This window comes from Microcoleus sp. Pol12B5, assembly GCF_036701335.1.
In the GTDB taxonomy this organism is placed as follows: domain Bacteria; phylum Cyanobacteriota; class Cyanobacteriia; order Cyanobacteriales; family Microcoleaceae; genus Microcoleus.
Map to the genome: position 1 here is coordinate 29,581 of NZ_JAUBQQ010000036.1, position 23,074 is coordinate 52,654.

Below are 23,074 nucleotides of genomic sequence, written 5' to 3' on the forward strand. Positions count from 1 at the left end.
TGGTATGAATGTGTAGGAGAATATGGTGGTCCCCGACCTATTTCTAGGTAATGTTAGCACGCGCCTTTGTTTAGTGAGCTTGTTCGGCTAACGGCACGTCCTTAACCCAAATAAAGATGTTTAACCGTTAACGACAGAGCAAGGGAGTAGCTAAGCAGCCGCTTGGTGTCATAACTCAAAAAACGTAGACTTCTAAAGTATACGGCGGGTCAACTGTGGTTTAAGTCTTAGGCTCGAAGCGAGCGTGTCTTTAGACCTGGATCGTTGACCTTATTAAGTAAGAAAGGTTTTCTTTTTGGATGTTAGTTTGGGTGGGATTTGCTGTTTCGGTCTGGCGACCCCAGCTAATAATAGCTTGAGATGCGCTGCTGTTGCAGCAGCCCAGAGAGAAACCATCCATAACTGCGATCCCAGCAGCCGTCTCTACTTCCTGCTTTACTCTACCCCGTCGGCGGGGGAAGGGTTCACAGGCATCAATGTAGGTCGAGCTGACCTTACTTTTGATGAAAACATTACACGATGTTGGTGTGTCAAACTGTATTGAGCTTTATCTTTTAAGATTTAGCTGAATACGGCATTTAACACGAAACAGATTAGCGGGACACTCATGTTAACTTATGTTAACACAAGAACGGCAATCGAGGGGGAATCGATCGCCCAAGAATAGCCTCCCCCCAGTGGCCAGTTCCGGTTAGCCTAATGTATAGAGATAGTTTTATAGAGAAATTTGCCTTATGTACACCCAAAACCAAATGCAATGGGTCAGCGCTTTATCAACCCGTCCCTCTTTGGAATCCGCCCTTAAAGAAGTTATAGAACAAGCCGATCGCGGCCTAGAAGGTCCGGCCGATTTAGCGCTGATATTTATCTCGTCTGCCTTTGCCAGCGAGTATTCTCGGCTGATGCCTTTACTCCGAGAACTGCTGCCAGTACCCGCGATCCTAGGTTGTGGCGGGGGAGGAGTCATCGGCACGAACCGGGGCGGCCTTACCGAAGAAGTCGAGGGAGCACCCGCAGTCAGCCTGAGTCTGGCGCGCTTGCCGGGAGTGAACGTCAGAACTTTTCACGTCGGTGCAGAAGAACTGCCGGACTTAGATAGTCCCCCGGATACTTGGGTGGAGCTCCTGGGCGTGCCGGCCCAGGAAGAACCGCAGTTCATCATATTGGCTGACCCCTTTTCCGCAAAAATTAACGATTTGCTCCAAGGGCTCGATTATGCCTATCCGGGCGCGGCTAAGGTAGGGGGACTCGCCGGGGGGGACGGTGCGGGCAGAGGCGCGGCGCTGTTTTGCGACTATCAGCTTTACCGAGAAGGGACGGTTGGGGTAGCTTTGAGTGGCAATATAGTTTTGGAAACAATCGTCGCTCAAGGCTGCAGGCCGATCGGGCACCCTTATCGGGTGACGGAAGGAGAACGCAATATTTTGCTGAAACTCGAAGAACAAACCGACGATACCGGCAGCGGGGGCATCGAGCGGTCACCCTTAGAGGCTTTGCGAGAGTTAGTTCAAACTTTGAGCGAAGAAGACCGAGAATTAGCCCAGCACTCGTTATTTGTAGGCTTAGTCAGCGATGAATTCAAACTCAAATTAGAGCCGGGAGATTTTTTAATCCGCAATCTGTTGGGGGTAGATCCGAAAGTGGGAGCAATTGCGATCGGCGATCGAGTCCGTCCCGGACAGCGCATCCAATTTCACCTGCGAGACGCGCGCACCTCCGCAGAAGACCTAGAAATGCTGCTCAATCGCTATCAGCGGGCCGCCGAGTACAGTGGTACATCCAGCGCCGGCGCCTTGATGTTCTCTTGTCTGGGGCGCGGTGAAGGGCTTTACGGCGAATCGAACTTTGACTCCAGACTGTTTGGCCGATACCTCAAAAACATCCCCTTGAGCGGCTTTTTCTGCAACGGCGAAATCGGCCCCGTCGGCGGCAGCACATTTCTGCACGGCTACACATCCGTATTCGGGATTTGCCGCCAAAATTCATAATTGGTGAACTGATGACTGTTGACTGTTGACAGTTGAAAATCTAAAATCTAAAATCTAAAATCTAAAATCGCCTGATGACCAATAAATAAAAGCGGCAGTCGCCTGCCGCTTTTAGCTGTAACTAGATGTCTGGGAACCTTAGAAACTAAAGGTAGTACGGAGGAGTCCGACCCAGATATCGTCGTTGTTGTTGTTGTGTTCGGGATTCAGAATCACGTAAACCCCCGGTGTCACTGAGATAAAGTCATTGACTTGGAAGCGATAGAAACCCTCTAAGTGATAAGAGGTGTTGCGATTTCTGGCGACATCACTCTCAGTAACTTTTGGCGGTACACCGAAAACAAAACCGAGGACGTTGCCTTGTCGGGCAAAATCTCCCAGGGCCACAGTGATAGCACCATTCTGGATGGTAGCGTCATTGTTGCCACCCCGCAGTTGTTCAGCCTTCGTATAACCGTACCAACCGCCAATCTGAAAGCGACTGCTGGGTTTGAAATTAACTTGCACCCCATAGTTATCTGATGCGGTGGGTGATTGATCGAAGGGCCGGTTAGCCAAAGAACTGCCGACGCCGCCCATGAGGCTAACATCGCCTGCCCGATTGTATTTCCGGGTGTAAGTCAAGCCCAAGTCGAACGGTCTGCTAAAAAAGCCGATCTGACCCAGAGCGCTGAAAGAACCATCGAAAACACCCCTGCCGTCTGCTGGGTTGGGAGCATCGCCGTCGCCCGCCAGATAGCCTGCGGTAGCTCGGAGGCTGCCCAAGTTGAAACTCACACTTGCGCCTGCTCCCTGCGGGCCGCGGAATACTGCCGGGTTGCGTACTCCAAATCTAGAAAGTGAACCATTACTCGTAGAGTTACCAAAGGTAGAAGCCTGGTCTGCAATTTCATCTAGGTCAAGTCCTTTAGGACCGACAAAGACTGTAGCGCGACCGACTGGGAACCGATAGTACAGTTCGTCTAGTGTGAATTGGCTGCCATCATCGCCGTCAAAGGCCAAGCGAGCCATGTTGGTACCGGTAGCCGTGGCTCTATCGTAGCGGGCGGTGTTGACTGCTTGCAAGCGGGTTCTGAGCAAGTCTCGACCGGTGAAGCTGGTGTTAAAGTTCAACCGCACCCGGTAGCCGAAGTTGGTGACAGTTTCGTCGTCCTCAAGGTTAGTACCATCTCCGACGAAGGTGTCGCTGACGGCAAAAATGGCTTCTCCAGCCAATTTGGTGGTGGTGGAGAACTGGTTGGCTTCGAGTTCTGCGGTGCGAGCTTCTAAGCCGTCTACTCGTCCGCGCAGGGTAGCGAGTTCGGCTGCAAATTCTTCTTGCAGGCGTTGCAAGATGGCTAAGTCGTCTCGGGTCACCAAGTTACCTGTTGACCCAATTAGTTGGGTTATGCTGTCTAAGCAAGCGTTGACGCCGGCTGCAAATTCGTAGCGAGTCAGGGCGCGGTTGCCGCGGTAGGTGCCGTCGGGATAACCTACGATACAACTGTAGCGTTCGACTAGGGATTGCAGGGCTTGGAATGCCCAATCTGTCGGGCGCACGTCGGAGAGCTGAGTGACTGATGTCACCTGGGACATGGTTCCCGACGGTTGAGCCGGCAGCGCTTGGGGAGCAACAGGGACGATGGGGCCCCCCATTCCGGCGGCTGGTGTCTGAGCAATTTCTACCTTAGTAGCTGGGGTGCTGGCGACTGCTGGCACTTCAATTTTCCCAGGGGTTTCTGTCTGGCTGATTTGCTCTGCCAAGTCTGATGCTTGGGGCGAGGATTCGGCTGCGCCAGCCGCTGCTAGGGGTTCAGTCGCTGCTGCGCTGGCCGGAGCGATTGGGGCTGCTAATCCGATGTCGCTCCCTGGTGTTTGCAGTGCTGCTGCGCTGGTTTCTGGTTCGATTGAGGCGATTTTTTCAGCGTCTGCTTCGTTAACGACCGGGGTTTTGGCCGCTTCGACGCTGCTGTTTAAAGCCAGGTTTTCTGGGGCAGCAGGGGCTGCTGCAACTGGTTCTGCAACTATTTCTGCAACTATTTCTGCAATTTTTGACTCAGATGACTGAGCTGTAGCTAGTTGGTTGGCTTCAGGGGTTGCGGTCGCTTCTGCGGCGATCGCAGTGGCACTCATGACTGATGATAGCCCCAGAATTGCCGGGGATACTAGCAGTAAATTCCAAAAAGTTCTGTTCATTTTCCTCACACCTTCACACTCTATTCAACTCGACGAGCAGCAATTCCCAACTGCTATTTTTTGTGGTTGCTTGCCTGTTGACAATAATTGCCAAAATAGAACCTATCCATAACTGTTGATTCACAGTAGGCGTGTCTACTTCTGCTTGAACGTAGGGGGCCCACCCCTTATACCGCCCCGGCATCAATTCAGGTCAAGCCCACATTACATTACAGTTGATTATACCATCACGTGCTAATTTCATCTCTCGATCGCCAGACTTGCTTGAGTTGCTTTGCGGGCGATCGACAACTGGTTCTACGGGTTCGACCACAATCTGCCTCTAACTGACAACTGCCCAGAGTCCTGCGTTACGCCAGACTTAACAGACAGTTATAGGTAGGATTGTGGCTGCTTGTCGCATCCCTTATACAGCTTTATATCCTATGATGTCAAGGTTTTTAACCTAACTTTAAACCTCGCGACCCGGCAGGGGCTATTTTCCCGCCATGAGTGGGGAACTGAGAGCTAAAGGCTGGTAGATTTACCCGATCCAAACCAAAGTTCAGGCTTGACTAATTTTGGTTTTTTGATGCCCGCTGCCGTCGGGACTTGCCAGGGCGATCGCCATTTTTGAGACGGGTCGTCGGCGGATTCAATTTCCCGCTACTTTAACACAATTTTTTTGCGGTCTGGCAGCAGCAGCCGACTGAATCTCTGTTAGCTGAAATTATAGTTTTGTGGCCTTGCTGTCTTGCGTTTGACAACCAGTTATTTTTTTGGCACAGCCTCGGGATCTCAAAGCACATTTTCTCTGTGATTTATGCGACTGCCAAAGTATCCATTGATTCTCCGGCCCTACTGGACGCATCAACCGGGTTTTAGGAACGCAAATACTTGCTTTTAGGCGATCAAAGTTAAAAAACCGAGTTTATGAGAGTAAGGAGTGCATCCAAGACGGTTTTAATGTGCTAAGAATACAAGTAAATGCTGCAAATTATGGGAGGGCGATCGAACAACCTGTAGATTGGGCAATGCACTTGCTCTTTATATGCTATGTTACATTGAGGCGTACCATATATCTTTTTTTACACCATGTATGACGGTAATGAAAAGTAAAGTACGGTTTTTAGTAGTAGTATTATTGCTATTAGGAGTGTTCTTTCGCTTCGTCAACATCGACAAAAAATATTATTGGTACGATGAAGCATTTACTTCCCTGCGGATTTCTGGATACACGCAAACAGAAGTGCTTCATGAAATAAGCAGCGGTCAGTTAGTAGGGGCAAAAGATTTGATAAAATATCAGCGCCCCAATGCGACAAAAAATTTTGGCGATACTGTTAAAAGTTTGGCAATAGAAGAACCTCAACTGCCTCCACTATATTTTCTGGTAGTCAAGTGTTGGGCACAACTATTAGGTGATTCTCCCGCAGCGACGAGAAGTTTCTCAGTTTGGATGAGTTTGTTAGCGTTTCCTGGCCTGTACTGGCTGTGCCGAGAATTGTTTGCACCGCCGGAAGTGGCGTGGATAGCTGTGGGATTGCTAGCAGTCTCTCCCTTGCACGTGCTTTACGCTCAAGAAGCACGTCCCTACAGTTTGTGGTCGGCGCTGATTTTGCTTTCTTGTGCGTCTCTGCTGCGAGCACTGCGGCTGCAAAACAAGCTGAGTTGGAGCATTTACGCGCTAGCCAATATTATGGGAGTTTACACTCATTTATTTGGTCTGTTAGTTGCGTTAGGACACGGAATTTATATCGTAGGAACTTACGGTTTTAGGTCGAACAAAAAGCTAGTGAGTTACTTGATCGCAATGGCTGTGTCGTTGCTAGCATTGCTGCCTTGGATGGTAATTTTACTGGCAAATAAAAGTGCAGCATCCGGGGCAACAAGTTGGGCTCATCTAAAAATTCAGAGGCTATCAGTAGTTAAGAATTGGGCCGGAAATATCGGTCGCATTTTTTTTGATGTCGGGCTAACTTCTAATGCGATATCCGTAGATCTTATTGGTTTAGTGGCAGCGACTTTAATTTTATTGACAATCGTAGGGTATGCAGTTTATTTTCTGTGTTCAGAGACGAAGAAACAGGTTTGGCTGTTTGTGGTGACGGTGATGGCGGTGACAGCACTGGCACTCGTGCTGCCGGATGTTATATTGGGAGGAATCCGATCGACTAAAGCTCGCTACCTCTTTCCGACTTATTTGGGGATGCAAATCGCTGTGGCTTACCTGTTAGCGACTAAAATTACCGCGCTGGGCGTGCCAAGCTGGAAACGGCAAATGTGGAAAGTTTTGACAGTTGTACTGTTAACGGGCGGGGTGCTGTCGAATGCCGTTAGTTCTCAAGCCGAGACTTGGTGGACTAAGGAATGGGGCCGGGAAAATCCCGAAATTGCTCGCAGGATCGATCGTGCCCCAAAGCCCCTGGTTGTCAGTGATATTTCGGAAGTCAGTCTCGGAAATATACTGTCAATGAGTCATTTGTTAGAACCGAAAGTGCGGCTGCAATTGGTGTTGCTTGACCCGAAAGCGCGCCGTCGAGCTCAGTTGTTTGACAGACCAACTATACCCAATATTCCTAGCGGTTTTAGTGATGTTTTTGTCTACGGGCGATCGCAGAAGTTTAGTGCTAAGCTGGCTAAAATGCAAAACTTGAAAATCGAGCTGCTTTCAGAACAAAAAAACGAAACGCTGTGGCTAGGCAAGTTAGTAAAATAGTGAGGGTTTATGGAAGATTTTGGTGTTATTATTGCTTGCTGCGACCAAGATTATTTGTTAGCAAAGGGTTGCTGTGCTAGCATCCGATATTTCCTGGGAGATGTTCCCATCTGCCTGTTGATTGACGGTACGTTTTCCGTGAGTCCCCTAGAAAAAGTTTACGGAGTGCGCGTCATTAATCACGATACCGTCTCTGAGCCACTTCTGAGAAAAAGAAGCTTTGGTTGGGGAAAAAGTCATATGATTCCCTTTTGGGAAAGTCCTTGGCAAAATTTTCTCCTGATGGATGCAGATACAATTGTGTGGGGAGATGTCCTCAAATTGGCTAATTTTGAAGACTTCGACTTTATTATTGACCAGCCTTGTTACGATTACTCGGATGCGGATATCACGGAATTTTTCTTTGACATTCCGGGAGTCGAAAAGTATTTTCCAGATTTTCGTTGGCAAGACTATCGCTCTCGCTATGTCTGTCCAGGCACATTCTTTGGGAAACGAGGTGTTTTCAGCTTAGAGGAGTATAGAAAGATTCTGGATTTTAATGATGAACATCCAGACATATTTAAGTATGGAGACATGGGCTTTTTTAACCTGATGGTCTTCCGCGCCGCTCAAGAAGGCAAACTGCGGGTGCAGAATGTGGATATGCAGTTGTTGGTGCCGGATTTTGACCAGGATTTGCTGAGAAAGCAGTTTCCGGTGGATGCAAGCGGGCCTGCGGGCGATCGCACTCAGGCGACTGTGATCCACTGGTGCGGGCCGAAGCCAAGTTTATCTAGTGGGAAAGTTTACTCGGAACCGATGAATTTTTGCCGCCGCAAGTGCCAGGAGGACGTTTGGAACCGCACGGGTTTGGCTGCTGAGATGTCGCTGCAAGTTGAAGATTTGCAGCGATCGATCTACGTGTATAAGAATAAGTTGAAGAAGAAGTTTCGCCAGTTGGCGGGAAGTAAGGAATGAAAAATTAATAACGTGACTAATAGAGCAATAGTTTACCTTGTATCAAGGCTTCTGAGGTTTAATTGTGCAAGTTAGTGATTTTTCATTCCTAAGTAGATTTTTTTAACCGCAGATGTCAGCGGATGAACGGGGATGCACGCGGATTTCGGCTTACCCTTCGAGGGGTAAAGTTGGGCCGGATGGGGGTAAAACTTGGCGGTGAACGCTTATTTTGTGGCTTTCCCGCTGAGTTTGCATTTCGACGGCGATCGCCTCAAATTCGACTTCCATGCAGCCGTAGGGAATCTCTAACTCGATACTTGCTCGCACGTTCCCCAACCCGTTAGCTTTAAATTCGGTAATCCAGCGGGGCCCGTCGAGAATCAGGTAGGTTTGTCGATCGTACACCCAAACTTTTACATAAATCCGGGGCATTAATTCCGGCAGTTGCACTTGCACTTTTACAGCCTGGCCCGCGATGATTTCGGCGCGCGGCAATTCCAAAACCGGCATCGGTACTAACTCATCTTCTGGCAAAACGTAGGGAGTTGGGGGATTTACTTCTGCTACGACAGTTGCGGTTTTTTGAGGAACTTGTTTTGGTTGCGGGGGCTCGTCAAAAACCACAAATTCTCTGGCTTCCGGGCTAGTGGATTGGGGATCGGAAATTGTTTCGCTGGTTTCGGGTTGCTGCTGGGTTGGGCTACTTTCTTCCACAACGGCAAATTCGTCGCTGCTATTTGCGGCGGCTGTTGGAGTTGGTGACAGGGTGGTTGCTTTCAGCCAGTCGGAGGATTCGCCGTTGCTAGCTAGGGAACTCAGTCGCGACCAAAATCGACTTTCGACGTTTAAGGTTTGAAATGCCTGTTTTGTGGGTGCTGGCGGGGTTTCTGGGGCTGTTGTTTCTGGTTGGGGGATGTTTTCGGTTTTTTTGTCTATCGCTCCGATTTCGGCTGTTTGAGTGGGATTTGGGATGTCTGAGGGTTTGGTTTGTGGGTCGATCGACTCTTCGGTAGTTCGAGGCGAATTGGAGATTTCCGAAAGCAATTGCGATCGGCTGCTGTCGGGCAGTTTGTTACCGAATGCGGGCAATTCTAGACCGCCTGCACTTGGGGTGTGACGTGAAGCCAGTAGAGGCGGTAGGGCTTCCTTGCTTGGGGCTTCGGCGGGGGAGGGAGGGTCTAAGGATTTTTCTACTAGCTTGAGGAAGGATAGATTTTTGGCGCTTCCCGGCTGTTTTGAGGCTGTTGGGGAGAGTTCCGCTTGATGCTTTTCTTCGATGAAATTGTCTTTAATTTCCTGTAGAAGATGCTCTAAACGGGCTGTAATTGTGAATAGTTTGGTGGCTAGGGTGACGCCGCCGCTGCTGAGAATTGCTTCTCCTAATATTAGGCGGCTTTTGCACTCGGCTGGGATGTAGGTGACGCAGGCAAAGATGCAGGGGGGAACTTGTTCTGGCATCGGCTGCTGGATTTGGGCCAGAATTTTTGAGGTTTGGGGGTCGCGCAGGTAAATTTGCAGTTGTGCTGAACCGATGAGTTGTTTGAGTTCTAGTGCTTCGGATTCGGGGATGAGAGTTGCTGTTTTTCGGGTTTTTTGGGGGGGTTGCGGAATGTCGATTTTGCCGGAAATGATTAAGGGGCGACCGAGTTGGGTGACGAAGGTTTCTCGATCGAGGACGAGTTCGAGTTTGACGCCCGGTTTGGGTTCGGGGGTTTGGGGAATGGGGAATTGGTAGATTTTGGTCTGCTGCGGTGCTGAATCGGCTGCTGGGATTTGTGGGGCTGCGCGATCGATCGGTGCTGCAATTTGTGGGGCGGGGCGATCGACCGGTGCTGCGATTTGTGGTGCTGCGGGGGAAGTTGCCGGTTCGGTTTGGTCGATCGGCGGTAGGGGTTCGGAGGTTTCCGATTCTGCGGGCAATACTTCCAACTGAACGCCGTACTGCCAAGGTTTTAATGGTGTTGATTTGGGATCTGGCAAGCAGGAGAGTTCCCACAGTCCGGGTTTGAGCCTGGTGTAGGGAATGATCACGACTAACCCTTCGGGGTTGGTGCGGGCCGATCGGCTTTGGACTTTCCGCTGCGCCCCTGGGTCGAAGGAGGTATGGGTAACGCGAATTTCGATGTCGGTGTTGGGGTGCTGAATGCGAGCAACGACACGGTATTTACCTTCTAGAATTTCCACGTCGGAGGTTTCTAGGGGCAACCAGGCGCGATCGCCTTCTTTCTGTAGCAAAAATTCTAATTTTTTCATCTTTCTTTCCCCTTGAAGACCCCCGCTATGTTGCTGAAAGGTTTGCGGTAGGTGGTTTTTTGGCAGCTACAGGCATTTAATTACTATATGTTGTACAGTTTATCACCTCGATCGGTCAAGAGTTACGTTCAGAATGATAGATAGGCATCGAGAAGTCGGCATTTGGCTCGATCGCTAAAATTGTCCTTCTATATCCCGCGATTGATGCAGGACTCTCACAATCTCGACTCTCTCTGGGAGAATTATGTAGAAAATAATATAAGGTTTGACGGGAAAACTTCTCAATCCTGTGAGGAGTTCATTTCGCCCTCGCCCCATATTCGGAAATTGGGCAAGCATGGAAAAGCGATCTAGCAATCGCACCATTTGGAGATCGGCGCCAAGTTCGTCCTGCTGTGCCAGATAAATTTATATATCTTCTAAATCTTTTTCCGCTTGCTGGGAAAGGCGATAGCGATTCACGGGCACTTACTCCTGTTGTAGGCGTTGTTGTCCGCGTTGTTTGATAGTGAGGAGAAGATTCGGCAGAGAATTGTCATCGTACTCTGTATATTGTCCTGTCTGAAGCTGTTCTACACCGATCGCTATTTCCTGCTTAAGAGTTTCTCGATCGGCCTTTGTAGTGTCTGAAGTTTGATTTGGAGTTAGAAGTTTATGGATGAGGATGTGGCGCTCTTCCTCGGTGAGGGCGAGGATAATTTGGGTGAGGGTATCGATGAGTTGAGTGTTGATCGTGGCGGCTTCGGTCATATGCGATCGGAGAATGGTTGCATTAGAGGAGGGATAACGTTATTTTAACTTAGCCATTTTCAATCAGAATTCACCAAGGACTGCCGATCATGCTAAAAGCTGCCCAATAATACGGATGGGATAAATCTTTGCTGTCGAGTTTGGGGATGGACGGGGGCAAGGGAATGTCGCCTCGGGCACTTCGCAGTTGACCGCCTTCGATCGTCACTTTGCCTTCGATCGCGGCAATTTGTGCTTGCCTGAGAGCTTCAGCTTTAATGATTGGAGGGTCGTTTGGCCTGCGGATTTTTAACTGCTGGTAAAACTCTGTCATCAGGGCGAGAGTCCCCGCATCGCTGACGTACCACAGGCTGGCGAGGGCTGATTTGGCTCCTGATTGCAGCGCTAAACCTGCAAATCCGAGTTCTGCTTCTTTGTCTCCCAAGGCGGTTCTACAGGCGCTTAATACTAATAGTTCAAGGGGCGGATTGTTCCATTTTAAATCTCTCATTTGATCGAGGTCCAGTTGGGTGTCCCAAAATTGAATGTAGGAGTTATTTGGGGTTCCGGGTCGGAATTCTGCGTGGGTGGCAAGGTGGATGATGCCGTATTTTTGTTGCAGTCGCTGGGATTGCAAGTTTACTAGGGTGAAGTCTTGGTTGAGAAAGGATTGACCGGGCCACTGTTGGGCGATCGCGCCTAGTTCTAATGGAACTGCTGGCAGCGGTTCTTTTTTCGCCGTTTCTGGGAAATCTGATGCTCCCATTCCTAGGACTTGCACGTTTCTGAGGTCGGTGTAATTGCTGTCTGTGAGTTTGAACGCGGGGATGCGGGCGAGGCTGTATTTTTGGATCAAAAATTGCTTTCCGTCGTGCATTGCTGCTAGCGGTACGGTTCGCAAACCTTGGCCGACGCAGAACAGCAAGGTTTCAATTTTTGTTGTTTGCAAATCTGTTTCTAAGGGTGCAATTATCCATTTGTAAAGTTGTTGGGCTGGTTCTAGATAGCTAGTGGTGTTGAGTTTTACGGGGTTGGTGATTTCGCTGCTGAATTCTTTGACGACTGACAGCAGTGTCTGTTGTTTGGCTGACGGGACGCTGCGAAGAATGGGGGGGCGATCGGGCAATATTAAGATTAATTCTAGTTGGTCTGTGCGCGGGATAGCGTAAATTAAAGCTGGTTTTTTCTTTGTTTGAACTGCTAGGCGGGAGAGAGTTTTTGATATTGCTTCGGCGGTTTTAGCACGGGCTGCAAAGTCTTGTTCAAAGTATTTTTGATAGTCTTCTGCCCAGTTTTCTTCGATTCTGGTTACGGCTTCGGTGAGGTTTCCCCGATCGAGCAAATTTCTCATTTCTTGCCCGTTAAGCCCGCCCTGGCCTGTGTTTTGGGCAATTGTAGCGAGGTTCGCGGTACTCCAGCAGAAAAATATTGCTGTCAAACAGTAAAAAATAGCTATTTTAATTTTTTTCTGAGTAGTGTGTTTTTGGCGTTGCTGCTGGGATTGGTAGTGCATGATTTTGGGGCGGTTAAGGGCGCCGTTGGCGGCAGCAGTTGGCAAAAGTTTGGATGTAGGTGGGAATTTTGACTGTGCTGGCGATCGCGGCACGATTATAGCATTCAAAGCCAACCGCGAATCTCTGCCCTAGGGTGTGGACACCAGCACCAACAAAGTCCCCGCACCAAGAAATTCGCGATTTATGTAAAATTTTGTAAATTATGCAGAAGTTTTGCATAAACAGGACTTACTTAAAAACCGGATTTCTTCACGTAAGTCCTATTTTCTACATAACAGCCAGGTGCATTTAACCGAGATGTTGCACCATTCTCAATAATCTTTTTATGAACAGGCTGTCCGGCCTGTTCCACAAAAAATTTATCTCTTGTGGAACGGGCATCTTGGCCGTTCTTAAAAATGATGCAAAATCTGAGTTTAACCGGCATTACCTCTAGGGCCGTCTTTGACTTTTTGCGGCACCTCTGCACTTCACAAGTTGAATCGGGCTTGGTCTTGGTATTAAGTGAAAAATCCCCTGAATCGAGCGCCGATCTATTTAGTTACCTCAGTAGATATATTCTCTGTATTTACTTACTTTAAAAGAGTTAAGTCTTTTCGGGCAAACTTACTTAAAGTTCGACTGGTTAATTGTTTTGCCTTGGATATCGGCCCCGTTATTTCGTACACTTCGCCGAAACTGCTTTTGGCCTAAGATTTAGCCTGAAAATCTCCTAGTTTTTTAACATCATGGGCGGCGGATGCTAATAGTTGAGCAACATCAATAAAAACACTTAATTATTTAGAGGATTTTACGCTATGCGGTCGATCGCTTTTTCCTTGTTGATTCTTGCTTCTCTCCTAGATAACTGAAGCCTTTTTGCTTCCACTATACATTGTGTGCGATCGCACCGCGCCAAGTGCGATCGCGATCCAATTGGGGGATGTGTCTTAGTATTTCTTCACATATCCTGATTTCGGTCTATGATATATGCCTTATGGCGTATTTGTGTTTAAAGCCCGTTACCGCGTACCGCTGATGAGTCAATCAACCAATTCACCGCTATCCCAACCATTTTCTCGAAGAACCGCCCTCAAATTCCTCGGAGTCGGTGCCGCCGGCGGGCTGCTGGGCTATTCTCGATTTTCCAAGCCAGAGCCCACCGTTTTTGTGCAAGATTCTCTTGACTTGCCGCGAATGCTGAATCAGCGCAAAACCGTTGCAGTTGTAGGGGCAGGCTTGGCCGGGCTCGCCTGTGCTTACGAGCTCTCCCAGCGGGGTTTCGCCGTAACATTGCTCGACAAATCGCCCCAACTCGGCGGCAAAATTGCTAGTTGGCAGATACAAGTCGGGAACGAAACTTTTATGATGGAACACGGTTTCCACGGTTTTTTTCCGCAATACTACAACCTCAAAAGTGTGGTAGAAGAACTAGAAATTACCGATAATTTTGTATCTTTAGAATCCTACGCCGTTGTGTTTCGAGACGGCAAATACAAACCCGAAGTTTTCCGTCCCAACCATTCAGCTTTTCCCTGGAATATAGTTGATTTGGGGATATCTTCTCCCAACCGGCTCAAGTGGGGAATCAATCTGACAAAACCTGCTCACTGGGAAGTCTTTCGAGAAATAGGCGGTTTTCAAACTCAAAAAACTTTCGCTCGCCTCGACAATATATCCGTTGCCGACTGGGTAAAAGGTGAATTCCCGCGCGGACTTTATGACTTATATTTTCTGCCTTTTGCCAAATCCAGCCTCAACGATCCCGACGAATTGAGCGCGGGAGAATTAATGCAATTTTTCCACTTTTACTTTTTCGGGAATCCAGAGGGTTTAGCCTTCAACGGCACGCGGCAAGATATGGGCACGAGTTTGGTGCAGCCTATTGCCAAAGCCATTGAAAGCAAAGGTGGCAAAGTATTGACAGATGTCGCAGTCAGTGAGATTCGCTGGGAAAACGGCAAGATTGATTCTCTGAGTTACCAGTCTGGAGACGTGCAAAGTAAAATACCTTTTTGGGTGAAGCGAAACGCGCTATTAACTGACAGCAACTCTACCAAATATTTCGGCGCTGGGGACAGCGTATTTGCCGCCGCACCGTCGGGGAAAGAGGCAATTTCTCTGAGCTGCACTCACCAAGGCTGCACAGTTCAGAAACAAAACGACGGTCAATTTCACTGTCCTTGTCACGGGGCCGTTTTTGATGCCGAAGGACGAGTTGTCAGTGGGCCTGCTCAGCGGGATTTGCCTCGATTTAAGGTAGTCGATGAAAAAGCAGATGAAATACAGTTAGTAGCAGTAGTTAAGCAATCGCAGCCGCAAAATTTGGCGGAAACATTGAAGGCTGATTACTATGTTTTTGCGGCCGATGTTCCGGGGATGCAGCATTTGTTTAGTTTGGCCAGCGGTGAGGTAAATCCGCAGGTGCAGAGCCGGATAGAGAGCTTAAAAATAGCAGATCCGTTTGCGGTGGGCCGTTTTTGGTTCGATCGCGAATTTCCGTGGGAACACAGCAATTTCAGTTCGCTTTCCGGCTACAAACTGACTGACAGCATTACGCTTTACCACCGAATTCAGGATCAGTTCATCGAGTGGAATCAGAAAACTGGTGGTAGTGTAGTGGAATTACACGCTTATTGTTACAAGGAGAAGGAATTTCCGAATCAGGAAGTTTTGCTGGCGACTTTTGAGCAAGAATTGTACGAAATTGTACCGGAATTAAAAGAGGCAAATATGCTGCACCGGGAATTGGTAAATCAAAAGAATTTCTCTGGATATCCGCCCGGTAGTTATGCGGAACGCCCGGAGACTTGCTGCGCTGTACCTAATCTTTTGTTTGCGGGAGATTGGGTGAAAATGCCGTTTCCTTGCGGTTTAATGGAAAGAGCAGTGAGTAGCGGTTTGTTGGCCGCTAATGCTATTTTATATCAAGAGGGTTTGCAGAGGCGATCGCTCTTGACGGTGAATCCCGAAGGCGTGTTAAAAATCTAAGCTTGGCAGTGGGGGCGGGTTTTGTCAATCGTCAATTATCGGCTGGTATTCTCGGTGAAATCCGCCCCCTGTCATACGATTTTAGATTTTAGATTTTAGATTTGAAAAAATGGGAATGACTGATTATCTAAGGGTTTAGAGGTTTCCTAAAGTTGCATTCTTTTTCTAAGATGAGTTACGGTTTGTGGGTGTGGTTTAGCTGAGGGGAAAAGGCAGAGCTTGCGAACAAAAAAAATATCTGCGTTGAGCGGGGTGGATATGCGGTTAAAATATTATTGAATGAGTATAAAGCAATAATAGATGCTGAATAGTAACTGCAAAATTGGTAAAAAATCTGTAATGTTTGATGCTTTTGCAACAGAATACGATTTCGCCGCCACCTTGCAAAACCAGAACGATTTCTTTACTAACAACCTATCGACCAGCAAAGGTGCAGCATTAGATATTGGCTGCGGTTCTGGAATTCTTGCTTTTGAATTAGCCCAGTATTACGATAATGTTGTCGCCGTCGATTTGTCAGCAAAGATGCTGGCAATCGCCAGTCAAAAACGTTCCGCTCCCAATATCGAATACATCCAAATGGATGCCAGTCAATTAGCGCTAGATCGCCAATTTGATTTAATAGTTAGTTCTGCAACTTTTCACCACCTGCCCAACCTCCCAGTCGCCCTCGATGCAATTAAAAAAATGTTAAATCCGCACGGAAAAATCGTCTTTTTAGATAAAATTTCGGAAGTGGAAACACCTGGTACAATAGGCTACATATTAGGTGCTGCCAGAGATTTTAGACCCGACTGTTCCAACTACGGATTTCGCAATGCTTTAAGATTATTAAAATTTCGATTGTCGCCTGGATGGTTGAAGCATTTAGCTAGCGATAGATATTTGTCAGAACGGAGATTTAGAAAAATTTACGGTCGTTGCTTTCCGGGCTGTTATTTTGTAAAATTGGGTTGTTTTATGGGCGTAATCTGGGAACATCTGTAATGCAAAACAACGTGATAAAATCGGGTTCTGTAAGGGGACAAAAAACTCATATCCGCGAGTTGGGCATTAATCTCGATCGCTGGTATGCGATCGCCCGCAGCAGCGAGGTGCAAACTGGGCCGCTAGCTGCGAAAATTTGGAATCGGGCGATCGTACTTTTCCGCGACAGTTCTGGCAAAATCAACGCTTTAGAAGATAGATGTCCGCACCGACAAGTTAAACTCAGCCATGGCAAAATTAAAGGCAATTTAATCGAGTGTGCTTACCACGGATGGCGGTTAAATGCAAGGGGAGAATGTGCCGAAGTCGATTATTTAGCAGAAAATCAAAAGCTACCTAACTGCAAAATTCGCTCCTATCCAGTGCAGGAAAAAAACGGTTTTATCTGGCTGTTTCCCGGCGAAGAAATGCAAGCCGAAAAAATAGATTTACTGGATTTGCCCGAGTGGGAACATCTCAATTATATTGCCACAGTTTCAGCCATCGACTGTCAGGCACACTATTCATTTTTAATTGAAAACTTGATGGATATGTACCACGGACACTTGCACGATGATTGGCAAGCTTGGGCAAATCCAGTGTTAGATACTTTAGAAGAAAACGAGCATCAAGTAACTGCTCGCTATCAGGCACAAAGTTATTACAAAATAGATAAAATTTGGTCTATTTCTCAGTTATTTTTTAAATCTCTGCGCCGACTGCACCCGGAACCGCTGGAGGTGAGTTATGTTTACCCGCACTGGGTTTCAACTTTGGGGAGCGATTTTAAGATTTACTGCTTGGTTTGTCCGGTGAGCGAGACAGAAACTCGCGCTTATTTAATTCATTTTACCTCATTAAATGGGTTTTGGCGGCTGCACAAATTGCCGATTTGGTTTCGCAGGTTTATCAAAAATCGTTGTTTCGGTGCTGCTCAAAAGTTATTAGATGGTTTGGTGCGGCAGGATGTGTTAATGATTGAAGAAGAACAGCAGGCTTTTTTGCAGAATTCAGAAATAAAGAGTTACGAATTAAATCGAGCTTTAGCCAGCGTGCAAAAGTTGATAAGAAGTCAGGCAGAAAATGGATAATTCAGTCACAGATTGAAACCTGCGGCGGGACGAATGAACCAGCCTGCATAGGCTAGGGCGTGTTTTCTTGCCTCGTTGTATCCTAGAAAATAGGCGAGCAAGCTGTTAACGCTCATTAACCCTTGGAGACTTCAGCAACGAACAGTGCGATTCGTTAAAACCGCTACTTCCACCACTGAAACCCCGAACAGGTAAACCCGATCGCGACCACCGACAAGTGGTGAACAGCATTCTCAGGATACTCAGAACTGTTGCCCCGTGGCGATACCTGCGGTGAACGTTATGGTTCGTGGGAAAGCATCGCCACACGGTTTTATCGATCGCAAAAAGCTGATATTGGGCAGCAAGTCTTTTATGAAGTCAGTGAATTTGTTCAGGTGAACTCGTGAAAAACAGATGAAGTTTTATACATTTACAGCTTGGAGTGCGATCAGGTATATTTTTTATACTGAGGCAATAAATAATATTTTTGGCAGATCACAAGATGGAATTAATCAATTGATAGGCGACTTGTTTTGAGGGTATCGCCCTGGCTGCCCCAAGCTCACCTCGGCTTGTGAAAGAAAGCACCGATCGAGCTTAAGACCGAATTCAAGAGGCAATCAAAGTCACGGTCGGGGGACTCAATGAGTCAGTCCAAAGCATTCCTGAAGACAGGAGCGCTAATTTAGGCGCCTCATTACGTGACTCCATGAACCACGTACACATAGAGATTGAACTATGTCATTAATGCCAGATAGCGATCGCACTCCACCATCTACCGCACCTTCGTCTAGTAATTTCCCACAAGCAGTAGGTACAACCGCCACACCCGCTTTTGAAATCAACGCCTCTCGGCAGTTCACTTCCTGGTTAGGTTCACAAAATCTCAGTTTAGTTTTCACCACCTATCAGGCGGGGAAGGTCTTTTTAATTGGATTACGACAAAACGGGCAACTGTCGGTATTTGAACGGACATTTGAACGGTGTATGGGATTGTATGCCCACAACAGCAGCCTGTATATGAGTTCGCTGTATCAACTGTGGCGGCTTGAAAATGCCCTAGAACCCAGACAAATAGCGGATGGCTACGATGCCGTTTATGTACCGCAAGTGGGGTATATCACGGGAGATTTAGATATTCATGATCTAGTGCTGGTTGAACCCCCCCAGCCCCCCAAGCTTCGGGGGGACCAACAAGTTGAACCACAAGTTCCCTCCCTTAATAACGGGGAGTTAGGGGGCGTAGTCTTCGTCAATACCCTATTTAGCTGCCTTGCCACAATTAGCGAAACGAAAAGCTTTGTCCCCTTGTGGAAACCGCCGTTTATTTCCAAATTAGCCGCAGAAGACCGATGCCATCTCAATGGTTTGGCGATGCGAGATGGTCAACCCCGTTACGTCACGACAGTGAGTCAGTCGGATGTGGCGGATGGCTGGCGGGATAAACGTAAAGATGGCGGCTGCGTGATGGATATTAGCACCAATCAGGCGATCGCCACAGGCTTATCGATGCCTCACTCACCCCGTTGGTACAAGGATAAACTGTGGTTGCTCAATTCAGGTCGTGGGGAATTTGGTTATCTAGACCTGGAACGGGGAGTATTTGAAGCGGTAGCCTTTTGTCCGGGATATCTGCGGGGTTTGAGTTTCTGCGGTGATTTTGCCGTGGTGGGGATATCCAAACCCAGGCACAACAAGACGTTTTCCGGTTTGGCCTTGGACGAGCAGTTGCAGACAAAACAGGCCCAAGCCCGATGTGGACTGCTGGTGATTGACCTCAGAAGTGGGGATATCGTCCACTCGTTACGCATTGAAGGAGTTGTAGAGGAATTATACGACGTGCAAGTCTTGCCCGGAGTGCGGCAACCGATGGCGATCGGGTTGAAAACTGACGAAATTCGCCGCGTGATCTCGATCGGCTAAAGCAAGAAAACCGACTTCTCAACAGAAGTCGGGATCTGAAAACTTTCAACTAACCTAACAAGGAAGAACTAACACTATGTTTGAACCAACCTTCAACCTCTCAGACCTCAACGGCAGCAACGGCTTTGCCCTTAACGGCATCGCGGTCTCTGACCAATCAGGCTACTCGGTCAGCAGCGCCGGGGACGTCAACGGCGATGGCTTTGATGACCTAATTATCGGGGCATACCGTGCCGACGGCAACGGCATCAATCTTGCAGGGCAAAGTTATGTAGTGTTTGGCAGCAACAGTGGCTTTGGTGCGGGTCTCAACCTGTCCACGCTCAACGGCAGCAACGGCTTTGCGATTAACGGCATCGCGGTCTCTGACTACTCAGGTCGGTTGGTCAGCAGCGCCGGGGACGTCAACGGCGATGGCTTTGATGACCTGATTATCGGGGCAAACGGTGCCGACCCCAACGGCATCGCTGGTGCAGGGCAAAGTTATGTGGTGTTTGGCAGTAACAGTGGCTTTGGTGCGGGTCTCAACCTGTCCGATCTCAACGGCAGCAACGGCTTTGCTATTAACGGAATCGCGACGTATGACAGATCGGGCTGGTCGGTCAGCAGCGCCGGGGACGTCAACGGCGATGGCTTTGATGACCTGATTATCGGGGCAGTAAATGCCACCCCCAACGGCATCACCAAGGCAGGGCAAAGTCATGTAGTGTTTGGCAGCAACAGTAGCTTTAGTGCCAGCCTCAACCTGTCCGAGCTCAACGGCAGCAACGGCTTTGCTATGAACGGCATCGCGACGTATGACGGATCAGGCTGGTCGGTCAGCAGCGCCGGGGACGTCAACGGCGATGGCTTTGATGACCTGATTATCGGGGCAGCCTTTGCCTCCCCCAACGGCATCCCCAATGCAGGGCAAAGTTATGTAGTGTTTGGCAGCAACAGTGGCTTTGGTGCGGGCCTCAACCTGTCCGATCTCAACGGCAGCAACGGCTTTGCTATTAACGGCATCCGGCTGTTTGACCAATCAGGCTGGTCGGTCAGCAGCGCCGGGGACATCAACGGCGATGGCTTTGATGACCTGATTATCGGGGCAAGAGATGCCGACGGCAACGGCATCAATTTTGCAGGGCAAAGTTATGTGGTGTTTGGCAGCAACAGTGGCTTTGCTGCGAACCTGGACCTGTCAACGCTCAACGGCAGCAAAGGCTTTGCGATTAACGGCATCGCGGCCGTTGACTTCTCAGGCTGGTCGGTCAGCAGCGCCGGGGACGTCAACGGCGATGGCTTTGATGACCTGATTATCGGGGCAAGATATGCCGACGGCAACGGCATCAATTCGGGGCAGAGTTATGTGGTGTTTGGCAGCAACAGTGGCTTTGCTGCGGGCCTGGACCTGTCAACGCTCAACGGCAGCAACGGCTTTGCTATTAACGGCATCGCAGCGTATGACGGATCAGGCTCGTCGGTCAGCAGCGCCGGGGACGTCAACGGCGATGGCTTTGATGACCTGATTATCGGGGCAAACGGTGCCGACCCCAACGGCATCGATGCTGCAGGGCAAAGTTATGTGGTGTTTGGTCAGGGAACGACTCCCACCAATCAACCCCCCGTGGCTAACACCGACAGCGCTACCACGGCTCAAAATACTGCCGTCACCCTTGCGGCTTCAACTCTGTTAGCCAACGACACCGATGCCAATGGCGATATCCTCAGCCTGACGGGGGTCAGTAATGCTTTCAATGGCAGCGTTACCTTCTCTGGTGGTAATGTCATCTTCACCCCCAGCAATAACTTCACGGGTAACGCCAGTTTTAATTACAGCATCAGCGATGGCAAGGGCGGCACCAGCAGCGCTACTGTCAGTGTCGCCGTCGGCGGTACTCAAATGGGTGGCAGCGGCAAGGACACTCTCACGGGTACAGCAGGGAACGACTCGCTCAACGGCGGCAACGGTAACGACAGCCTCATCGGTAACGCCGGAAACGACACCTTGATTGGTGGCAATGGCACTGACTTCCTAGTCGGGAGTGCGGGCAACGACTTACTCAATGGTGACCATGGCGATGACACCTTGAGGGGTGGACTGGGTACCGACACCTTGACCGGTGGCAACGGCAAGGATATCTTCGTGTTTGCCGCCATCGAGGGCATCGATACGATTAGTGACTTCAAGTTGGGTACCGACAAAATCGGTCTGACTGGGGGTTTAACGTTTGGGAATCTGTCGTTCTCCGGGAATCAGATTCTTATGGGTAGTGAGGTTTTAGCCGTCCTGACTGGGGTGAATACTAATACTCTGACTGCCTCGACTTTCGTCGCAATCTAGAACCGCGCACTGGCTGAGTGCGACGGGTCAGCAGTGCTTGTGGCTGACCCGTCCCCGCGCTACTTTTTGTCTCGACTAAAGAGTCGCTCAATTCAAGGCAAAACATCTCTCATGAAAAGCTCAAACCAGGTGAAAGTGAGATGAAATCAAGGCAGCTCAGGCGAACCCAGAGCTTGCCTTTTCCTCGGATAGGCTGCCTTAAACCTAATACCGGAATCGCCGCTGGAATCAAGCGTTTTTAACAATCGATTCTCATCGATATATACCTAGTGGCAATCGCGCCATTGAGAAGAGGGCAGAGAATCTCAAAACACGTCCACTAATACAACCAAAGTGCATCAAAGGACAACTCTATTCAATCAATCAGCCGTGCATCAAAATAACGATTGAGAATGCACCGATGCTGCAATTTGTCAGCCGTTATTTGCGCCCGTATTTAACTTACTGCTCCGAGTTCCGGTATTCCCTAAAACCTAGGGGCTGCGGTCAACAAAATCTAAATTCCGCCAGCACAAACTTTACTTTTTAGGCCGCTGCTGCTGGTAAACGCTGACAACTTTCTCGGCAAAAGTAGCAGTTGCCCCACTTTTGCAAGCTGCCGATTCCCCAGTCATCCACCAGCAAGCGGCGCGGCGTACAGCGGTTAATTCATTGTTGCTGCTAGCTTTGTATTCGTCGCGCAGCAAATCGCCCACGATACAGGTAACAATTGATTTGGCTTTTGTCGCGTCTGCCTCAAATTGTTGCGGTGTTAAATCTTGTTTGGTACAGAATTTTGCCCAGCGGGAAATATTATTGGGTAAAACTTGCCACTGACTGTACATTCCGTCATTTGCAGTTTGAGGCGGGGCGGCTTGTCGCAGCGCTTCTACGAGGGCGGAAACTTGCGCGTCGGTGACTGCTTGCGCTGTGGCTGGAAGTGATTGCAATCCGAGGCTAATTATCAGGCTGCCGAATAGTAGATTGGTTTTTGCGATCGATTTAAAATTCATTCACAATGCCCTGTTTGATTTAAACTTTGTTTCCTCAAACAAGGTTTACTATTTTGTCGCTGGAATACCTCTATCTTAAGTATGATTTGCTTGTTGAATGGACTGTCGATCGCACTTACGAGAGAAATTGCCGATCGACTGCGATAAAATTATGGAAGTACAACCACGGAAATTCAATGAAAATGCCTACCAGCGATAGCTACCACGAGTCCCTAATTGAATCTCTCAAAGATGCCGAACACGCTGCTGGTTTTATCGGGGCTATCTGGGAAGAAAAAGACCCTGAACCAGCACTTTTGAGAAATGCCATCCGACAGGTGATAGAGGCTCGGATGAGGATGAATGCTCTTTCGGAGTCAGCAAAACAGCATCACGAAAAACTCGACAAGATGCTTGCTGAAAGTGCGGGTTCTGAAATCTATAGTTTGGTAGAATTGCTCGAAGCATTAGAATTTATAGCCTTTCTCAGAAAGATGAGGTATGATGTTACTGACACTCATTCATGAGGGTCAAACAGAGAACACACAT

15 protein-coding genes and 1 pseudogene are annotated in these 23,074 nt (G+C 48.6%); 10 read left to right on the forward strand and 6 right to left on the reverse strand.

Annotated features, from left to right (window positions below; translation table 11 throughout):
- Window positions 1–734 precede the first annotated feature (734 nt).
- The gene (locus QUA24_RS16415) at window positions 735–1,988 is read left to right on the forward strand and encodes an FIST N-terminal domain-containing protein (RefSeq protein ID WP_333230773.1); all 1,254 of its coding nucleotides are present in this window, start codon (window positions 735–737) and stop codon (window positions 1,986–1,988) included.
- A gap of 138 nt (window positions 1,989–2,126) precedes the next feature.
- Here the strand turns inward: QUA24_RS16415 and QUA24_RS16420 are convergent, their stop codons facing one another.
- Complete coding sequence (locus tag QUA24_RS16420; RefSeq protein ID WP_333230774.1) at window positions 2,127–4,163, reverse strand: iron uptake porin; 2,037 nt, start codon at window positions 4,161–4,163, stop codon at window positions 2,127–2,129.
- Window positions 4,164–5,250: 1,087 nt separating this feature from the next.
- Here QUA24_RS16420 and QUA24_RS16425 point away from each other — a divergent pair.
- Together QUA24_RS16425 and QUA24_RS16430 are read left to right on the forward strand one after the other, a co-directional pair.
- Window positions 5,251–6,861, forward strand: coding sequence for a glycosyltransferase family 39 protein (locus QUA24_RS16425; protein WP_333230775.1), 1,611 nt, complete (start codon window positions 5,251–5,253; stop codon window positions 6,859–6,861).
- A gap of 9 nt (window positions 6,862–6,870) precedes the next feature.
- On the forward strand, window positions 6,871–7,821 hold the full coding sequence (locus QUA24_RS16430) for a hypothetical protein (protein WP_333230776.1): 951 nt from the start codon (window positions 6,871–6,873) through the stop codon (window positions 7,819–7,821).
- Window positions 7,822–7,971: 150 nt separating this feature from the next.
- On the opposite strand, the gene QUA24_RS16435 is transcribed toward QUA24_RS16430, so the two are convergent.
- The 4 genes from QUA24_RS16435 to QUA24_RS16450 all read right to left on the reverse strand — a co-directional run bounded on the left by QUA24_RS16435 (window position 7,972) and on the right by QUA24_RS16450 (window position 12,406).
- Window positions 7,972–10,056 carry a hypothetical protein gene (locus QUA24_RS16435; RefSeq protein WP_333230777.1) on the reverse strand — a complete coding sequence of 695 codons (2,085 nt, stop codon included), beginning with the start codon at window positions 10,054–10,056 and terminating at the stop codon, window positions 7,972–7,974.
- Window positions 10,057–10,230: 174 nt separating this feature from the next.
- Window positions 10,231–10,464: a type II toxin-antitoxin system RelE/ParE family toxin gene (locus QUA24_RS16440; protein ID WP_333230785.1), complete on the reverse strand. Its 234-nt coding sequence runs from the start codon at window positions 10,462–10,464 to the stop codon at window positions 10,231–10,233.
- Window positions 10,465–10,524: 60 nt separating this feature from the next.
- Window positions 10,525–10,806, reverse strand: coding sequence for a hypothetical protein (locus tag QUA24_RS16445; RefSeq protein ID WP_333153484.1), 282 nt, complete (start codon window positions 10,804–10,806; stop codon window positions 10,525–10,527).
- A 70-nt stretch (window positions 10,807–10,876) separates the two neighbouring features.
- Entirely contained in the window at window positions 10,877–12,406 is a 1,530-nt protein-coding gene (locus QUA24_RS16450) for a CHAT domain-containing protein (protein ID WP_333230778.1), read from the reverse strand.
- A 910-nt stretch (window positions 12,407–13,316) separates the two neighbouring features.
- On the opposite strand from QUA24_RS16450, the gene QUA24_RS16455 reads away from it, so the two are divergent.
- The 6 genes and pseudogenes from QUA24_RS16455 (at window position 13,317) to QUA24_RS16475 (ending at window position 21,554) form a co-directional block, all read left to right on the forward strand.
- Window positions 13,317–15,269 carry an FAD-dependent oxidoreductase gene (locus QUA24_RS16455; RefSeq protein WP_333230786.1) on the forward strand — a complete coding sequence of 651 codons (1,953 nt, stop codon included), beginning with the start codon at window positions 13,317–13,319 and terminating at the stop codon, window positions 15,267–15,269.
- 300 nt (window positions 15,270–15,569) lie between these two features.
- Window positions 15,570–16,256 (forward strand): methyltransferase domain-containing protein, encoded by a 687-nt coding sequence (locus QUA24_RS16460; RefSeq protein WP_333230779.1) that lies wholly within the window; start codon window positions 15,570–15,572, stop codon window positions 16,254–16,256.
- Window positions 16,256–17,326 carry an aromatic ring-hydroxylating dioxygenase subunit alpha gene (locus QUA24_RS16465; RefSeq protein WP_333230780.1) on the forward strand — a complete coding sequence of 357 codons (1,071 nt, stop codon included), beginning with the start codon at window positions 16,256–16,258 and terminating at the stop codon, window positions 17,324–17,326. The genes QUA24_RS16460 and QUA24_RS16465 overlap by 1 nt, the downstream gene beginning before the upstream one ends.
- A 145-nt stretch (window positions 17,327–17,471) precedes the next feature.
- Window positions 17,472–17,603: pseudogene (locus QUA24_RS27350) on the forward strand (transposase); the annotation flags it as partial.
- 443 nt (window positions 17,604–18,046) lie between these two features.
- Entirely contained in the window at window positions 18,047–19,231 is a 1,185-nt protein-coding gene (locus QUA24_RS16470) for a TIGR03032 family protein (protein ID WP_333230781.1), read from the forward strand.
- A 76-nt stretch (window positions 19,232–19,307) separates the two neighbouring features.
- Window positions 19,308–21,554, forward strand: coding sequence for an Ig-like domain-containing protein (locus QUA24_RS16475; RefSeq protein ID WP_333230782.1), 2,247 nt, complete (start codon window positions 19,308–19,310; stop codon window positions 21,552–21,554).
- 518 nt (window positions 21,555–22,072) lie between these two features.
- Here the strand turns inward: QUA24_RS16475 and QUA24_RS16480 are convergent.
- Window positions 22,073–22,546: a hypothetical protein gene (locus QUA24_RS16480; protein ID WP_333209665.1), complete on the reverse strand. Its 474-nt coding sequence runs from the start codon at window positions 22,544–22,546 to the stop codon at window positions 22,073–22,075.
- A gap of 26 nt (window positions 22,547–22,572) precedes the next feature.
- On the opposite strand from QUA24_RS16480, the gene QUA24_RS16485 reads away from it, so the two are divergent.
- Window positions 22,573–23,052, forward strand: a complete 480-nt coding sequence (locus tag QUA24_RS16485; protein WP_333230783.1) for a hypothetical protein — start codon at window positions 22,573–22,575, stop codon at window positions 23,050–23,052.
- The last annotated feature ends 22 nt before the right edge of the window (window positions 23,053–23,074 follow it).